The sequence below is a fragment of the Nocardioides speluncae genome (assembly GCF_003121585.1).
GTDB classification, from domain to species: Bacteria; Actinomycetota; Actinomycetes; order Propionibacteriales; family Nocardioidaceae; genus Nocardioides; species Nocardioides speluncae.
Genome location: NZ_QEOO01000037.1, coordinates 392840 through 407894, shown reverse-complemented (window position 1 = coordinate 407894; position 15055 = coordinate 392840). Strand labels below are relative to the sequence as shown.

The 15055-nt window shown below is 69.9% G+C and carries 14 protein-coding genes; 2 read left to right on the top strand and 12 right to left on the bottom strand.

Going from position 1 to position 15055, the window contains the following annotated elements; genetic code table 11:
* Positions 1-23: 23 nt before the first annotated feature.
* The gene (locus DDV73_RS21725) at positions 24-1154 is read left to right on the top strand and encodes a sulfite oxidase (RefSeq protein WP_109509331.1); all 1131 of its coding nucleotides are present in this window, start codon (positions 24-26) and stop codon (positions 1152-1154) included.
* Here DDV73_RS21725 and DDV73_RS21720 read toward each other — a convergent pair.
* From DDV73_RS21720 to DDV73_RS21705, 4 genes are all read right to left on the bottom strand, one after another.
* Positions 1137-3515 (bottom strand): VanW family protein, encoded by a 2379-nt coding sequence (locus tag DDV73_RS21720; protein ID WP_154402854.1) that lies wholly within the window; start codon positions 3513-3515, stop codon positions 1137-1139. The two genes, DDV73_RS21725 and DDV73_RS21720, sit on opposite strands and share 18 nt — an antisense overlap.
* The gene (locus DDV73_RS21715; RefSeq protein ID WP_109509329.1) at positions 3512-3889 is read right to left on the bottom strand and encodes a hypothetical protein; all 378 of its coding nucleotides are present in this window, start codon (positions 3887-3889) and stop codon (positions 3512-3514) included. The genes DDV73_RS21720 and DDV73_RS21715 overlap by 4 nt, the downstream gene beginning before the upstream one ends.
* Before the next feature lie 2 nt (positions 3890-3891).
* Positions 3892-4821 carry an N-acetyl-1-D-myo-inositol-2-amino-2-deoxy-alpha-D-glucopyranoside deacetylase gene (gene mshB / locus DDV73_RS21710; protein WP_206051015.1) on the bottom strand — a complete coding sequence of 310 codons (930 nt, stop codon included), beginning with the start codon at positions 4819-4821 and terminating at the stop codon, positions 3892-3894.
* A gap of 201 nt (positions 4822-5022) precedes the next feature.
* Complete coding sequence (locus DDV73_RS21705) at positions 5023-5307, bottom strand: hypothetical protein (protein WP_109509328.1); 285 nt, start codon at positions 5305-5307, stop codon at positions 5023-5025.
* Between the two features lie 93 nt (positions 5308-5400).
* Between DDV73_RS21705 and DDV73_RS21700 the strand changes: the two genes are divergently transcribed.
* Positions 5401-7017: a serine hydrolase domain-containing protein gene (locus DDV73_RS21700; RefSeq protein ID WP_109509327.1), complete on the top strand. Its 1617-nt coding sequence runs from the start codon at positions 5401-5403 to the stop codon at positions 7015-7017.
* On the opposite strand, the gene DDV73_RS21695 is transcribed toward DDV73_RS21700, so the two are convergent.
* From DDV73_RS21695 to DDV73_RS21660, 8 genes are read right to left on the bottom strand one after another with little or no spacing between them, the layout of a single operon-like run.
* Positions 6995-7393, bottom strand: a complete 399-nt coding sequence (locus DDV73_RS21695) for a (deoxy)nucleoside triphosphate pyrophosphohydrolase (protein ID WP_240617401.1) — start codon at positions 7391-7393, stop codon at positions 6995-6997. The two genes, DDV73_RS21700 and DDV73_RS21695, sit on opposite strands and share 23 nt — an antisense overlap.
* Positions 7390-8010: a hypothetical protein gene (locus DDV73_RS21690; protein ID WP_109509326.1), complete on the bottom strand. Its 621-nt coding sequence runs from the start codon at positions 8008-8010 to the stop codon at positions 7390-7392. Before DDV73_RS21690 ends, DDV73_RS21695 begins: the two co-directional genes overlap by 4 nt.
* 47 nt (positions 8011-8057) lie before the next feature.
* Positions 8058-9344: an ABC transporter substrate-binding protein gene (locus tag DDV73_RS21685; RefSeq protein ID WP_154402853.1), complete on the bottom strand. Its 1287-nt coding sequence runs from the start codon at positions 9342-9344 to the stop codon at positions 8058-8060.
* Between the two features lie 43 nt (positions 9345-9387).
* The gene (locus DDV73_RS21680) at positions 9388-10563 is read right to left on the bottom strand and encodes a branched-chain amino acid ABC transporter permease (RefSeq protein WP_240617400.1); all 1176 of its coding nucleotides are present in this window, start codon (positions 10561-10563) and stop codon (positions 9388-9390) included.
* Positions 10560-11447, bottom strand: a complete 888-nt coding sequence (locus DDV73_RS21675) for a branched-chain amino acid ABC transporter permease (protein WP_109509324.1) — start codon at positions 11445-11447, stop codon at positions 10560-10562. The genes DDV73_RS21680 and DDV73_RS21675 overlap by 4 nt, the downstream gene beginning before the upstream one ends.
* Positions 11444-13297, bottom strand: coding sequence for an AMP-dependent synthetase/ligase (locus DDV73_RS21670; RefSeq protein WP_109509323.1), 1854 nt, complete (start codon positions 13295-13297; stop codon positions 11444-11446). Before DDV73_RS21670 ends, DDV73_RS21675 begins: the two co-directional genes overlap by 4 nt.
* Positions 13294-14130, bottom strand: coding sequence for an ABC transporter ATP-binding protein (locus DDV73_RS21665; protein WP_109509322.1), 837 nt, complete (start codon positions 14128-14130; stop codon positions 13294-13296). Before DDV73_RS21665 ends, DDV73_RS21670 begins: the two co-directional genes overlap by 4 nt.
* Positions 14127-14915, bottom strand: a complete 789-nt coding sequence (locus DDV73_RS21660) for an ABC transporter ATP-binding protein (protein WP_109509321.1) — start codon at positions 14913-14915, stop codon at positions 14127-14129. The genes DDV73_RS21665 and DDV73_RS21660 overlap by 4 nt, the downstream gene beginning before the upstream one ends.
* Between the last annotated feature and the right edge of the window lie 140 nt (positions 14916-15055).

Sequence of the window (15055 nt, the reverse complement as noted above, 5' to 3'; positions counted from 1 at the left end):
CGGTCGTTTAGTACCCTTTCCGCATGCTGCGTGACCCCGACGGCAACCCCGTCGACGGCGGCAAGTGGTTCACCCACCACGGCACCGACGTCGAGACGAACTGGGCGGCGACAGACCTGCTGTCCTACCGCACCCCCACCGAGCGCTTCTTCGTGCGCAACCACACCACCGCGCCCGAGATCGATGTGGCGAGCTGGCGGCTGGAGGTGTGGGGAGACGGGGTCGACGGCGGCCCGATGGCGTACTCGCTGGACGAGCTCAAGGCTCTCGGCGAGACGACGTACGACCGGGCGCTGGAGTGCACCGGCAACGGCCGCCGGCTGTACGACGAGCAGCAGGGCGAGTTCCGGCCTGGCACGCAGTGGGGGCTCGGCGCGATCGGGCTGGCCTCGTGGACCGGCGTACCGCTGCGAACTGTGCTGGAGGACGCCGGGCTGCGCGACGACGCCGTACAGGTGATGCCGGTCGGGCTGGACCCGTCGTACGTCTGCGAGGGCACCGACTACGGCCACGTACGCCGGCCGCTGCCGATCGAGAAGGCGCTCGACGACGTGCTCGTCGCCTGGGAGATGAACGGCGCGCCGCTGGAGCCGGACCACGGCTTCCCCGTCCGGCTGGTCGTGCCGGGCTGGGTCGGCATCGCCTCGATCAAGTGGCTCGGCTCGCTGGAGGTGGCCACGACCCGCAGCGAGTCGCCGTGGAGCACCAAGTGGTACCGGATGCACGGCCCGGGGTACGACGATCCTGACGGCACGGGCGACCCGCAGGCCGCGGTGCTGGACCGGATGCCGGTGAAGAGCCTGATGGACCTGCCGCCGGGCTCCGAGGTCGTGGCCGGCCGGCTGACCGTGCTCCGCGGCCGGGCCTGGGCGGGCGACGCCACCATCGCCGCCGTCGAGGTCAGCACCGACGACGGGCAGACCTGGGAGGAGGCGACCCTCACCGGCCCCAACGAGCGGTCCTGCTGGGTCGAGTGGGAGCACCCGTGGACGCCGGCCGCCGCCGGCGACCAGGTGATCCGCACCCGCGCCACCGACAGCAGCGGCCGCACCCAGCCGGACCGGGTGCCGACCAACGACGACGGCTACCTCTTCTGGGCCGTCGTCCAGCACCCGGTCACGGTGACCAGCTCGTCCTCAGTTCCCGTTGCCTGACCGCCGGCCGCCCTCGCCGGGCTTCTTGCAGATCACGGTGTCGGACGGGATGTACGTCGTGTGCATGACCTCCTTGCGGACCAGCGTGTCCGAGCCGGCCTTGCGGAAGTAGCGCGTCACGTCGACGTCGAAGCCGCCGTACCCGGTGTTGGGGTAGCAGTCGGCCGTGGTGAGCGTGCGGGTGCCGGGGCTGGTCTGGTTGTAGCGCGAGGAGGTCTCGGTCGTGATGTCCCAGTGCTTCGTGGACCACATCGACACCGTCACCACACCGCTCGAGACGGGCGTGGACCGCTGCACGTGGGCGTCGATGAGGATGCCGTACGGCGTGTTGTTGGTGAACCGCAGGTCGACCGCGCCCCACGCGACCGTGGCCTCCCGGCCGACCGGGTAGCGGTCGATGTAGAACGAGTGCGGCTTGTGCTCGACGTCCTTGAGGCCGGCGAAGAACGCGGCGTTGAACGTGGTCGTCGCCATCTGCGAGACGCCGCCGCCGAGGTCCTCCTTGAAGATGCCGTCACTGATGATGAAGCCCTCGGTGAAGCCGTTCTCCTTGGTGCGCTCGCCGACAGTGTCGTTGAGCGAGAAGGTCTCACCCGGCTTCAGCAGGGTGCCGTTGACCAGCTCGGCCGCGCGCCCGATGTTGGTGTTGCGGTAGTCGGCGTGCGGGTAGTACGTCGTGAAGGTCGAGACCTGCTCCTTGATCTTGAGCTTCTGGGCCTCCTTGGTCGTGAACTTCGCCTTCGCGACCCGGGCCTTGACCTTGATCTTGCGCTCGGCGTCCTCCTTGACCACGGTCGTGAGGAAGGCGTCGCTGATGTCCTTCTGGTCGAAGCCGACGCCCGGCCGCGCCGGGATCACCTTCGGCTTGCCATCGACCATCTTCACGGTGGCGTCGACCGGCTTGTTGGCCTTGCTGACCTTGCCCTCGACGATCTTCGCCAGCAGGTCCTCGTCGAGGTCGGGAACCAGCTCGCCCTTCTCCGGCTTCATGCCGAGCGGCTCGGAGAACTCCTCCGGGGTCAGCTTCACCGGCTCCTTGTCGAACACCAGCGTCACCGGCCCGGACACCGCCGGGTTGGCGAACTCGTCGAGCGCCTCCTGGACGTCTTCCTCGTCGACGTCGGGCTTGTCGTCGACCAGCGTGAACTTCGCCGTCGGCTTCTCGTCGAGGTACGCCTCCTCAAGCTGCTGACGGGCGTCCTCGCGGTCCAGCTGCTCGCCGACGACCGGTTCCTTGACGTCGATCTCGCCGCCGCCGTTGAGGTTGATGTCGCCGTCGACGGCCGGCGTACCGGCGTCCTCGTTCACCCCGTCGAGGGTCTTGGTGAGGTGGTCGTCGTCGACCGTGATCACCGCGTCGAGGTCGTCACCGCCGGTGAAGTAGCTGAACAGCCGGCCGGGTGACAGGCTCTTCTCGCCGCCCGCGGCGGCGACGGACTTGTCGTAGTCGACGCCGAGCCCGGCCGCCTCCGGCTTGATCTCGAACTTCTGCTCGCCGGCTGTGACCTTGATCGCCTTCTGCTGACGGTCGGCGAGGCCGTCCTCGAGCGCCTTCGTGGCCTCGCTGGGGCTCTTGCCGCCGATGTCGATGCCGGCGACCGTCGCGCCCCGCGGCACCTTGTCGCCCGCGACCAGGTACGCCACGACGTACACCGCGCAGAACAGCACGACCAGGCCGGCCAGCATCAGCGCGACGACCTTGCCGCCGCTGCCTTCCCGCTGGCTGGTCGGCTCGATGGACTCGCTCGGCCCTCCCGGTCCGCCGGGTCCACCGGGACCTCCTGGCCCGCCCGGGCCAGCAGGTCCGCCGGGGCCTGAGCCCGCAGGTCCGCTCGGGCGCGGCTGGCCGAACGTCTGCGGCGGGCGCGGCGACGACGGCTGTGCCGGTGGCGCCGACGGCACAGGTGGTGCCGGCGGTGCTGACTGGGACGGCGGCTCCGCTCGCGGTGCCGACCGGACGGGCGGCGGTGGGGGCGGGTTTAGTGCCGCGGAGGGAATCTGCGCTGCGGACGGCGCGGACGGCATCGACGCAGCCGGCGGCAGCGGTTCGAACGGGTTCTTCAGCGGGCCCGGTACGGACCGGGCCGGCCGGGCTGGCGGCGCCGGCGGCTTGGCCGGCTGCTGCGTCGGCTGCTGGGCTGCCGGCTGGGCCGGCTTTTGGGCCGGCTGCTGGGAATGTGGCTGCCCCGGCTGCCGGACCGGCGGTGGGACCGGCGGCGGCGCGGAGCTCTGGTTGGCCGGACGCGCCGGCCGACGAATCTGGGTGTGCTCGGCCGGCTGCTCGGCCTCTGGCCCGGAAGTGGGCGTGGGCTTCCGTGCGGGCTCCCTGCCCGCTCCCTCCCCGCCTTGCTGATCAGTCACTCGCGTGAGTGTAACTGCGGTTCCCGAATCGATCCTCTCGGGTTTCGAGACGGGCCGGACCCGGCCGAGGTCAGCGCAGCGGCCAGGGTGAAGACCAAAGCGGCGACCAGCACCACATAGCCGGACAGGTCGGATGCGATCGCCCAGTCACCCTCCGGCCGGCCGAGTACGGCGTACCCGACCATCAGCAGCCAGCCGACCGCGAACGCGACCCGCGCCCACCAGCGCGCCGGCAGTACGGCGAGCACGACGCCCGTTGTGAGCATCGCGTAGACCAGCCACCACCAGCGTGCGTGCAACGCGACCGTGGCCAGTGCGGTGGCGGCACCGACGAACAGCAGCAGCGCTGCCGTCGGCAGCCACCACCACCTCACCGCTAGTCGGCGAGGTCGCCGAAGTCGCTGAGGCCGGCGAACAGGTCGGTCTCCAGCCCGTCCGCACCGACCTTGCCGGCCGTGCCCTTGGCGAGCCGGAAGAACTCGCTGCCCCAGATGGTGTTGCCGACGTTGTTGGACAGGGCGAAGAACGGCCCGTCGACGGTGATCTGGGTGGCATGCGCCTTCATCGCGTCCGCCTTCTGCTCGGCGTACTCCGGCCCGTCGATGACCGCACTCAGCAGCTCGTCCGGAGTCACGAACGGCGGCAGCGGGCCCTCCGGGTCCATCCCCTCGAAGGTCGTGGTGTCACCGGCGTCGCGCAGCGCCTTCAGCCCGGCCCGCATCCGGCCCGCCGACATCGCGCCCCAGTAGATCTTGGCGATGTCCCACGGCTCCCCGAGGTCGTGACGGTACGACGGCACGGCCGCCAGCTGGGCGGCGTACATCGCGACCCGGTGGGCCTGGATGTGGTCCGGGTGGCCGTAGCCGCCGAACTGGTCGTAGGTGACCAGCACCTGCGGCCGGACCTCGCGGATGACCGACACCAGGTGGTCGGCGGCCTCGGTCAGGTCGGCGTGCCAGAAGGCGTTCTCGTGGACGTCATCGGCGGCGACCGCGTGGCCGTCCTCGTGCCATTTCATGCCGGAGTCGCGGTAGGTGCCGAACCCACCGAGGAACCGGTGGTCGGTCACGCCGAGGATCTTCATCGCGTCCTCGAGCTCGCCCCGCCGGTGCTCGCCGAGCCCGTCCTGCTGGTCGGCCGCGAGGTGCACCAGCTCGGGCACCAGGATCTCGCCCATCTCGCCGGCCGTGCAGGTCACCAGCGTCACGCCGGCGCCCTCCGCGACGTACTTCGCCATCGTGACGCCCTGGCCGATGCTCTCGTCGTCGGGGTGGGCATGGACGAGCAGAAGTCGCTTATCGGTCATGCTCGCCAGCGTAGCCACGGGTGGGTCAGCGGTCGGGTTGGGCCTGGCGGGTGGGTGGTCCGGCCTCGGGGTTTTGCGGGCGCTGCGGCGGCGCGTCGCGCGCACGGTCGCCGCAGCTGGTTGCGCGCCATTGGCGCGCGCCGCGGCCAAGCCGCTTGACGCCGCCCGCAAAACCCCGACACCGAACCACCCGCACGTTGGTCAGCCGCGTGTCTCGCGACGCTTCACGCGCTTCGGGGCGGCGGGGAGGTCGAGGGGCGGGAGGGTGGGCTGCGAGGGGTCCTCGGCGTCCAGCCAGCCGTCGTACTCGTCGATCAGCGGCTCCAGGAGCAGCTCCGGTGCGTCGGTCAGCACCGCCCACGGGTGGTCCTCGTCGTCGTCCTCGCCGGCCAGCCGCTCCCGGCTCACTGTCGCGTCGAAGCCGTCGCCGACCAGCCGGGCCGCGACCGCACGAGCATCGTCCTCGTCGAAGAAGATTCCTCTCACCCGGCCATTCTCGCCTCACTGGGGACCGGCGCCGACGTAACCCGCTCGGCAAAGCCCGGTTGTTGTTCGTACGACCAACTTCTGGGAGCCGCCATGAACCGCCTCGCCCTCGCCAGCGCCGCCTGCGTCGCCCTCACCGGACTCGCGGCTGTGCCGAGCCAGCAGCCGGCGGCGTCCGCGCCCGCCCAGACAGAGGCACCGACCAAGCGCTGCGCCGAGCCGGGCGCGCAGTGGCAGCAGGCGACGCCCGCCGCGGCCGGCATGGACGCCGCCAAGCTCCAGGCCGCGATCGACGCGGCTGTCCAGGGCGGCGACGCGGCGGTCCGCGTGTACCGGCACGGCTGCCTGGTCGCGAGCGACCGCGGCGCCGCCGTCAACCAGCACCTCAAGTTCGAGAGCTGGTCGATGGCCAAGTCGATCACCGCGATGGTGTTCGGGCGGGCCTGGACCCGCGGCCAGATCAGCCCGTCCGACCCGCTCGGCTCGCTGGTCAAGCAGGCCGACCACAGCCACGGCGAGCTGACCATGCGACACCTGCTGACCCAGACCTCGGGGCTCAACCTGAACCCGGTTCGCGACTACAACATCCTCACTCCGGACCGGCTGAAGTCGGCGCTGAAGACCGAGGTCGACTTCCGGCCGGGCACCACCTTCGGCTACTCCCAGATGGGTCCGGCACTGCTGGCCGAGGCGGTACGGCGCGCGGTCGGCGAGGACTTCCAGGCCTTCGCCCAGCGCGAGCTGTTCGGACCGATCGGCATCCAGCCGGGGTCGTGGTACTGGCGGCGCGACCTGGCCGGCCACACGCAGGGCTTCTTCGGGATGAACATGCGGCCCGACGACTACGCGCGGCTCGGCGAGCTGATGCGCCGGGGCGGAGTGTGGAAGGGCCGTCGGCTGCTCTCCCGCGACTTCATGCGCCAGGCGCTCACGCCCAACTCCACCAACGGCTGCCACGGCTGGCTGATCTGGCTGAACCGGGCCAAGCCCTGCCTCGCGGCGACCAGCGCCAGCCCGGACCGGTACGCACCCGGCCTGCCCGCGGACCTGTACACGTTCTCCGGGCTGCTCGGTCAGCAGGTGGCAGTGCTGCCCAGCCAGGGCATCGTGATCGTCGAGGTCGGCGCCGGCGACGCCGTCCCGCTGCCCGGCGAGGCCGCCACGCTCTGGAAGGGCGTGCTGGACTCGGTGACCGACCAGGCCGTGAAGCCACCGGTGCCGGCGCCCACGGTCAGCCGGCCCAAGGGCGTGAAGTTCACCGATCCCGACCAGATCGCACGGGTCCTCTTCAACCCGCAGCAGTCGCTCGACCCGATCCTGGTCTGGCTCGGCTCGCCGCTGCCACCGGCCGGGCCGGCCCGGGCACGTGCTGCCTACCTCCGCAGCCCATCGCTGCGCGCGACCGAGCATGGTGTGGTCAGGGTCGGCATGCGCTGCGCGTCGCGGTGGCCGGCCTGGCCCGGACCGCAGCGCTGCCGCGGCACCGCCCGCCTGCTCACCGCCGGCCCGCCCGACGCCGCGCCGTCGATCGGGTACGACGTGGCGCCGGGCCGCACCCAGACGCTGTCCTTCAAGCTCACCCCGGCCCGGCTGCGCGCCCTGTGCCGAACCGGCAGGCTGACGCTGTCCGCGCTGGTCCGCAACCGGGACCGGGCGGAGGGCGTGCCGTCGAGCCTGCGGTTCGTCGTCAGGCGTCCGACCCGCTGCTGAGCAGCAGCCCACCCAGCTCCGGCAGGAACGGCCGGTCGGGCCCGAGCCAGTCGACGTCGTCGAGCTCCTCGGGTCCGAGCCAGCGGACCGCGTCGTGCTCGTGCGGGACGGGCTCGCCGTCGAGGAGGCGTGCGGTGGCCACCCGCAGCTCGTGAGTGTCGCGGATCGGCACGCTGCCGCCGAGCCAGCCGGTCACCTCGATCCTGCAGCCGAGCTCCTCGCCGATCTCGCGCACCAGCGCGGCCTCCGGCGACTCCCCCGCCTCGACCTTGCCGCCCGGGAACTCCCACCGCCCGGCGGCCTCGGCCGGCGCCGTACGGCGCGCGGCGAGCACGCTGCCGTCGCGGATGATCGCGGCACCGACCACGAGCCTCACGACGTGGCCACGCCGGCGGCCGTGCGGTCGAGCAGCCGGGCGGCGAACCTCAGCCAACCGAAGACCGAGGAGGCCGCGACAAGTACGCCGACCGCGGCGGCGACCCAGATCGGGGCGCCGGCCAGGCCGATCGCGAGTGCAACGATCGCACCACCCACCACCCCGTTGACCACGGCGATCGCGCTCGAGAACGCGTAGGCCGAGCTGCGTTTCGGCGTCAGCCCCATGTTCAGGAAGACGCTCGCGGCGTCGTCGCGGCCGGAGAGGAGGAACAGCTCGGACCGGTCGCCCGCGAGCTCGTGGTAGTAGCCGCGGATCCGGTTGATCGCCACGCCGTACCGGAAGTCCTCGGCGCCCAGCTCGACCAGCCGGACATAGGTCGCACAGCCGAGCAGGTAGATCGTGGGCAGCACGGTGAACGCGAAGACCGCGAACACCTCGCCGGTCCCGTCGACCTGGCTGACGAAGCCGAGCGCCACCAGCGCACTCGACACCGAGTACATGTAGATCGAGGCGCGGGCCGACGTCTCGCTCGTGGTCTGTGCCCGCGCGGTCTGCAGCGTGAAGTGCTCGGTCGTGAGGGCGGTCAGCAACTGCCCCGGGTCTGGTGCCGCCATGGAGCCAGCCTAGGGGCCGAGCACAGGCTCGACCCCCAGGCTAGGTGTCAGTACTGCTCGTAGCAGGCGCTCTCACTGAAGTCGTGATCCTTGGCGGTCGGTCCGACGAACGGAGCAACCTCCTGCTTCACGCCGGACGCGGTGGTGGGGTCGACCGCGTTGAACGCAGTCTCCCGGATCACCGCGTCGTTCGGGTCGCCGGCGTAGTTGGCGGCTCCCTCGGGCAGCATGCCCTCGGACTCCACACCATCCAGCGACTTGGCTGCGTTCAGCATCCCCTCGCGAGTCAGGTCGTCGTCCTCGATCGCCTTCTCGATCACGGCCTGCATCACGTAGCCACTGCCGTAGCCGAGGGCGTACCAGTCACTCGGCGGCGTCTCACCGGCGGCAGCCCGCATCGCCTCATAGCCGGGCGTGTCGGCCTCCCAGGTCTGGAAGCTCGTCGCCTGCAGGTAGAGCGCCTGTAGTGCAGGCACCAGCTTCTTCTCCCCCAGCAGCGCGATGTTCCAGGTCGGGATGGAGCCGATGATCTTGCCGGTGAAGCCCTTCTGTGCCAGGCCGCCGACGATCGAGGCCATCTCGATCGGGCCGGTCGCCACGAGCACCACATCCGGGTCCGCCTTGAGGATTCCGGCGACGACGGACGCCTGCTTGTCCGCGGCACCGGGCTCGGACGGGACGTCGGTGAAGTCGATCCCGCGGGCCTCGGCGGCCACCTTCGCACCGACCGCGGCATCGTCGCCGTAGTCGCCGGGGAAGTGGGCCACGGCCACACCCTTGGCGCCGAGCTCGTCCACCGCGTAGTCGACCGAGTTCATCGCGTCACCGCAGTAGTTCGAACCCACCTCGAGGACGTTGTCGACCAACTGCCAGCTGGACGCCAGCGACGCGGGCGCGATCACTATGTCCTCCTTCTCGGCATCACCCAAGATCGCGTTGGTGTGGGCGGTGCCGAGCGACTGGGCGACAGCCAGGATGTCGTCCTGGATCTCGCCGAAAAGCTGTGCGTGCTTGTCCGGGTCGTACGCCGAGTCCTTGGCGTACTTGGTCACGTCCACCTCGTAGTCGCCGATGCCGCCGTCCTCGTTGACCTTCTTCCAGAAGGCCTTCTGACCCTCGGAGAAGGGCACGCCTACACCCTTGAATACGCCTGTGAAGTCACTGAGCACACCGAGGTAGATGCAGCCCTTCTCCTTGTCGACGGCCTCGGGGCACGGCTCGTCGGTCACGCCCGGGGCGGCACCGCTGCCGTTGTCATCGTCACGGCCGCAGCCGGTCATCAACAGCGAGGCGACGGCCAGGGCCACCCCCAGCCGAGTTGCGGTTCTCTTCACTGTTCCTCCTAGTTTTGGCCCCCGTGGGTGCCGTCCTGCCCCTTCAGTACGAGAAGGGGAAGCTCTTCCAATAGGTCCTGATCCGGTGCCAGATGCCGTAGAGGCCGCGCGGCTCGAAGAGCAGGAACGCGATGATGAGTACGCCGTACAGCGCCGTCTCGACCTCGAAGATGTTCGGGTGCTCGGTCGACCGGTCGGAGATGAACGGGAAGAACCCGGGCAGCTCGCTCGCGATCCGCGGCAGCAGGGCGAGCAGCATCGCGCCCATGATCGAGCCGGAGATGGTGCCGGCCCCGCCGATCAGGATCATCGCGATGAACAGCACCGACATCCCGAGGTTGAACTCGTCGGGCGAGAAGTGCCCGTCCGCCGCGTACAGCAGCGATCCGCACACGCCGGCGTAGAACGACGAGATCGTGAACGCGAGCAGCTTGTAGCGACCGAGCTGGACACCCATCACGCCGGCTGCGATGTCGCGGTCGCGGACAGCAGCGAATGCCCGGCCGACCTTGGACCGGACCAGGTTGCGAGCCAGGACCGCGAAGATCACGAGGATCACCAGCATCAGCCAGTAGAGCTTCTGCTCCTCGGTGTAGGCACCGTTGACGGTGAGGTCCACGTCGCCGAGGGTCGGTACGGCGGCGTCGCGGCCGACTCCTCTGCCGCCGGTGCCCTCGCGCCACTCCGCGAAGATGTACTGGCCGATGAAGACCAGGCCGAGCGTGACGATGGCGAGATACAGCCCGCGCAGCCGGGTCGCCAGCGGGGCGACGATGGCGCCGCACACGGCGGCGACCAGTCCGGCGCCGAGCATCCAGGCCGGAAGGAAGGTAATGCCGTAGCCGAGCCGTCGGCCGTCCGGGTCTCCGTTCAGCACCGCCGCGGTGACCGCGCCGACGCCGACGAAGAAGGCATGACCCAGCGAGACCTGGCCGGCGTACCCGGTGACCAGGTTCAGGCCGATCGCGCCGATCGCGAGGACGAAACCAGTGGCCAGCAGCTTGAGGATGTCGTCCTCGAGCTGCAGCGGCATCAGTGCGGCGATGGCAACCAGGGCACAGACGGCGACCAGCTTGGCGCGGGTGTCGAAGAACGCCATGTCCTGGGCGTACGCCGTGACCAGGCCGGGCCGGCCCCAGATCCGACGCGGCCGACGCGTGGTTTCCTCGAGCTGATGACCGGAGAACGACGTCGTCTTCTCATCCGTTGGAGTGGTCATACCCGCTCCACCTCCTTGGTCCCGAACAGCCCGTACGGGCGGACGAGGAGCACCAGCATCATCACCAGATAGGGCACGATCGGACCGGCGTTGGTCTCCAAGGACGGCACCCAGTCGCGCTGGTAGGTCGCGACCACCGCCTGGACCACCCCGATCAGCAGTCCGGCGAGCACGGCGCCGCCGAGCGAGTCGAGCCCGCCGAGGATGATCACCGGCAGCGCGGCAAGGGCCACGATCCAGATGTTCTGGTCGATCGGGCCTCCGGTCGCCGCGAAGACGCCTGCCACGGCCGCGAGGCCGCCGGCCAGCGCCCAGGACGTCGCGAACACGGTGCCGACGTTGACGCCCTGCGCCATCGCAGCCTCCTGGTCGAGCGCCGAGGCACGCATCGCGAGCCCGATCGGGGTGAACCGGAAGAACGCGAACAGCAAGCCGCCGACCACCACCATCGCGATCAGCGCAGCGACGTTGCGCTGCGCCATATCGATGCCTGCGACGTTGACCACCTCCTGACCCCACGGGTCGCCCACCGACCGCGGGTCGACACCGATGAACGCCCCCGCGACGACGCGGACCACGACGTCGACGCCGAGGGTGATGATCGCGATCACGAATACCGCCTTGCCGACCATCGGCCGGATCGCGACCCGCTCGACCGCCAGCGCCAGCAGCGCGACCGCGGCCACCGCGATCGGCACCGCAGCCCAGAAGTTGACGGACTCAGCGAGATAGCTGACCAGGACGATGCCGGCCAGCATGAACGCCGGCTGGGCGAAGCTGATCACCTGCATCGCCTTGTAGATGATCACGAAGCCGAGTGCGAGCAGGGCGTAGACCGAACCGGTCCCGAGCCCCTCGCCGACTGCCTCCAGGAACGCCGTCACGCCGCACCGCCGTACATCGAGGAGATCAGGTCTCCGAAGGTCTTGCTGATCGCCGACCGCTTGACCTTCTGGGTCGCGGTGAGCTCGCCGTCCTCGTGGTCGAGCTCCTTGGGCAGCATCCGGAACTGCTTGAGCTGCTCCACCGAGCTGAACCGCTCGTTGACCTCGCGCACGATGCCGTCGACCAGCTCAAGCACCTCCGGCCGCTCGGACAGGTCGCGGTAGGTGGTGTAGGAGATGTGCCGCTGCTGGGCCCACTCCCCCACGGTGTCCAGCTCGATCCCGATCAGGCCAGTGAGGTACTTCCGGCCGTCGCCGACCACCACCGCCTCCTTGATGTACGGCGATGCCTTGAGCGCGTTCTCGATCTCCGACGGCGCGACGTTCTTGCCGCCCGCGGTGATGATGATGTCCTTGAGCCGGTCGGTGATCCGCACGTGCGTGCCGTCGACCCACTCGCCGACGTCGCCGGTGTGCAGCCAGCCGTCCGGGTCGACGGTCCGCGCGGTCGCCTCCGGGTCGCGCCAGTAGCCCGCGAACACCGCGCCGTGCCGGGTCAGGATCTCGCCGGACTCCTCGTCGATGCGCAGCTCGATCCCGTCGTACGGCTCGCCGACCGTGCCGACCTTGATCCGGCCGTCGACGTTGCGGGTGGCGATCGCGGTGTTCTCGGTCATCCCGTAGAGCTCGTGCATCGGAACCCCGATGCCCATGAAGAAGGTCAGCACCTCGGGCGCGATCGGTGCCGCGCCGCAGGTGGCGTGCCGGACCTCCCGGAGCCCGAGCCGGTCCTTGAGCGCCCGGTAGAACAGCAGCCAGCCGACGGCGTACACCAGCCGGCTGGACGCGGTGTGCCGGCCGCCGGTAGCGACCAGGGTGGCGCCGAGGCGATCCGCACGAGCCAGCCAGAAGCGCGCCCAGCGCCGCTTCAGCCAAGACGCCGAGTCGGCCTTGATCCGGACTGCGGCGAGCAGCTTCTCCCAGATCCGGGGTACGGCGAAGAACAGCGTCGGCTGCACCTCGTGCAGGTTCTGCGGGACCGTGTCGATCGACTCCGCGAAGTTCACCTGCACCCCGCCGAACGCGCTGAACCAGGTGGTGAAGAAGCGCTCGGCGACGTGGCACAGCGGTAGGTAGGAGAGCACCAGGTCGCTCTCGCTGGCGGGCGGCGAGACCGCGCCCTCGCCACTCATCAGCGTCTCGGCAGCGAACTCGACGTTGCCGACGCTGAGCATCGCGCCCTTCGGCGGACCGGTGGTTCCGGAGGTGTAGACCAGCGTCACGATGTCGTCCGGCTCGGCCGCCGCGACCCGCGTGTCGAGGAGGTCGGGATGCGCGGCGCGGTGCTCGGCGCCGATCCGGACCAGGTCCTCCCAGAACAGCAGCCGCGGGTCGTCGTACCTGCCCTTGATCCCCCGCGACTCCAGGTAGACGATTCGCTCCAGCTCGGGACAGTCGTCGGCCGCGGCCAGCGCCTTGTCGAGCTGCTCCTGGTCCTCGGCCAGGTGGATCCGGGCGCCGCTGTGGGTCAGCAGGTAGCGGACCTCGGCCTCCGGGTTGGTCGGGTAGAGACCGACCGTGACCCCGCGCGCGGCCACCGTCGCCAGGTCGAGGATCAGCCACTCCGGACGGTTCTCACTCTGGACGCCGACCCGGTCGCCGGGCTCGATGCCGAGCGCGAGCAGGGCATGGCCCACGGTCTGGATCCGGTCCCAGTACGTCGCCCAGGTGATCTCCTGCCAGACGCCCAGCCTCTTGTGCCGCATCGCGACCGCGTTCGGCGTGGCCGTCGCCCGGTCCCGGACCCGGGTCACCAGGGTCGTGGTCGCGGTGGTGGTCAGCGTGGTCATCCGGCCGCCTCCTTGGTGAGAGCCGGGCCGTCGGTCGCAGCCTCGGTCTGGTGGTCGCCGCCGAGGTAGGCGCGGATCACGTCCGGGTTGCTCTGGATCTCCTGCGGGGTGCCGGTGGCAATCGGCGTACCGAAGTCGACCACCAGGATCCGGTCGGCCAGGTCCATCACCAGGCCCATGTCGTGCTCGACCATGATCATCGGGATGTGCAGTTCGTCGCGGATGTCGAGGATGAACCGGGCCATGTCCTCGGTCTCCTCGAGGTTCATGCCGGCGACCGGCTCGTCGAGCAGCAGCAGCTTGGGCTCCATCGCCAGCGCCCGGCCCAGCTCGACCCGCTTCTGTACGCCGTACGGCAGCAGCCCGACCGGCATCTTGCGCCACTGCTCCAGCTGCAGGAAGTCGACGATGTCCTCGACGACCGCCCGGTGCCGGTGCTCCTGCCGTCGGGCCGGCCCAACCCACGCGAACGCCGCCAGCGCGCCGTACGAGATGTGCTGGTGGCGGCCGAGCATCAGGTTGTCGAGCACGGTCAGGTTGCTGAACAGCTCGATGTTCTGGAAGGTCCGGGCCATGCCCAGCTTCGCGATCTTCGGCGGCCGCATCCCGACCAGCTGCCGGCCGTCCAGGGTGACGCTGCCGCGCTGCGGCCGGTAGACGCCGGAGAGCACGTTGAAGACGCTGGTCTTGCCGGCGCCGTTGGGGCCGATGATCGCGAACAGCTCCTTCGGCTGCACCGCGAAGCTCACCCCGTTGACGGCCTTGACCGAGCCGAAGCTCAGGTTGACGTCGTCGAAGACCAGCAGCGGCTCGGCTGTGTCGATGTCGGTCATGAGGCCCACCTCTTCCGGCGCCGGTAGTGCTTGACGTCGCGGAACGACGACTTCACCTCGCCCTCGGCTCCAAGGCCGAGGTAGAACTCGCGCACGTCCTGGTCCTTGAGCAGCTCGGCCGCGGGCCGGTCCATCACGATCCGGCCGTTCTCCATGACGTAGCCGTGGCTGGCGATCTCTAGCGCCATCGCCGCGTTCTGCTCGACCAGGAGTACGCCGGTGCCCTGGCTGTTGATCTCGACGACGATGTCGCGGATCTGGGCGACGATCATCGGGGCCAGCCCGAGGCTCGGCTCGTCGAGCAGCAGGTAGCGGGGGTCGGACATCAGCGCCCGGCCGATCGCGAGCATCTGCTGCTCGCCGCCGGACAGATATCCGGCCGTGCTGCGGCGCATGTCGGCGAGCTTCGGGAACAGGCCATAGACGCGTTCGGTGTTCTCGGCCAGCTTGCTGCGGGCGGTGTAGGCGCCGACGCGGAGGTTCTCCTCGACGGTCAGCTCCTTGAAGACCCGGCGGCCCTCGAGCACGTGCTTGATCCCGCGCCGTGCGAAGTCGGCGGGCTTGCGCTCGCCGATGTCGGTGCCGTCGAGGGTCACCGACCCCTTGCGGATTTCGCCGTCGTGGATGTCGAGCAGCCCGGACAGGGCGCGCAGCAGGGTCGACTTGCCGGCTCCGTTGGCGCCAAGCAGGGCAACGATCTTGCCGTCAGGCAGCTCGAGACTGACGCCCCGCAGCGCGAGGACGACGTCGTCGTACACCACTTCCAGGTTCTGAACAGCTAACACGGGCACCCTCCGGAAAACGGTCTGTGACCCCCATCACGCGGTGCGGAGCCTATCTAGCGCTCGTTCAGTCGGCAAGAGGTTCGTCCGAGCGTTGAAACGACCTTGACGGTGATGGTCATCACATCATAGGTACGATATTC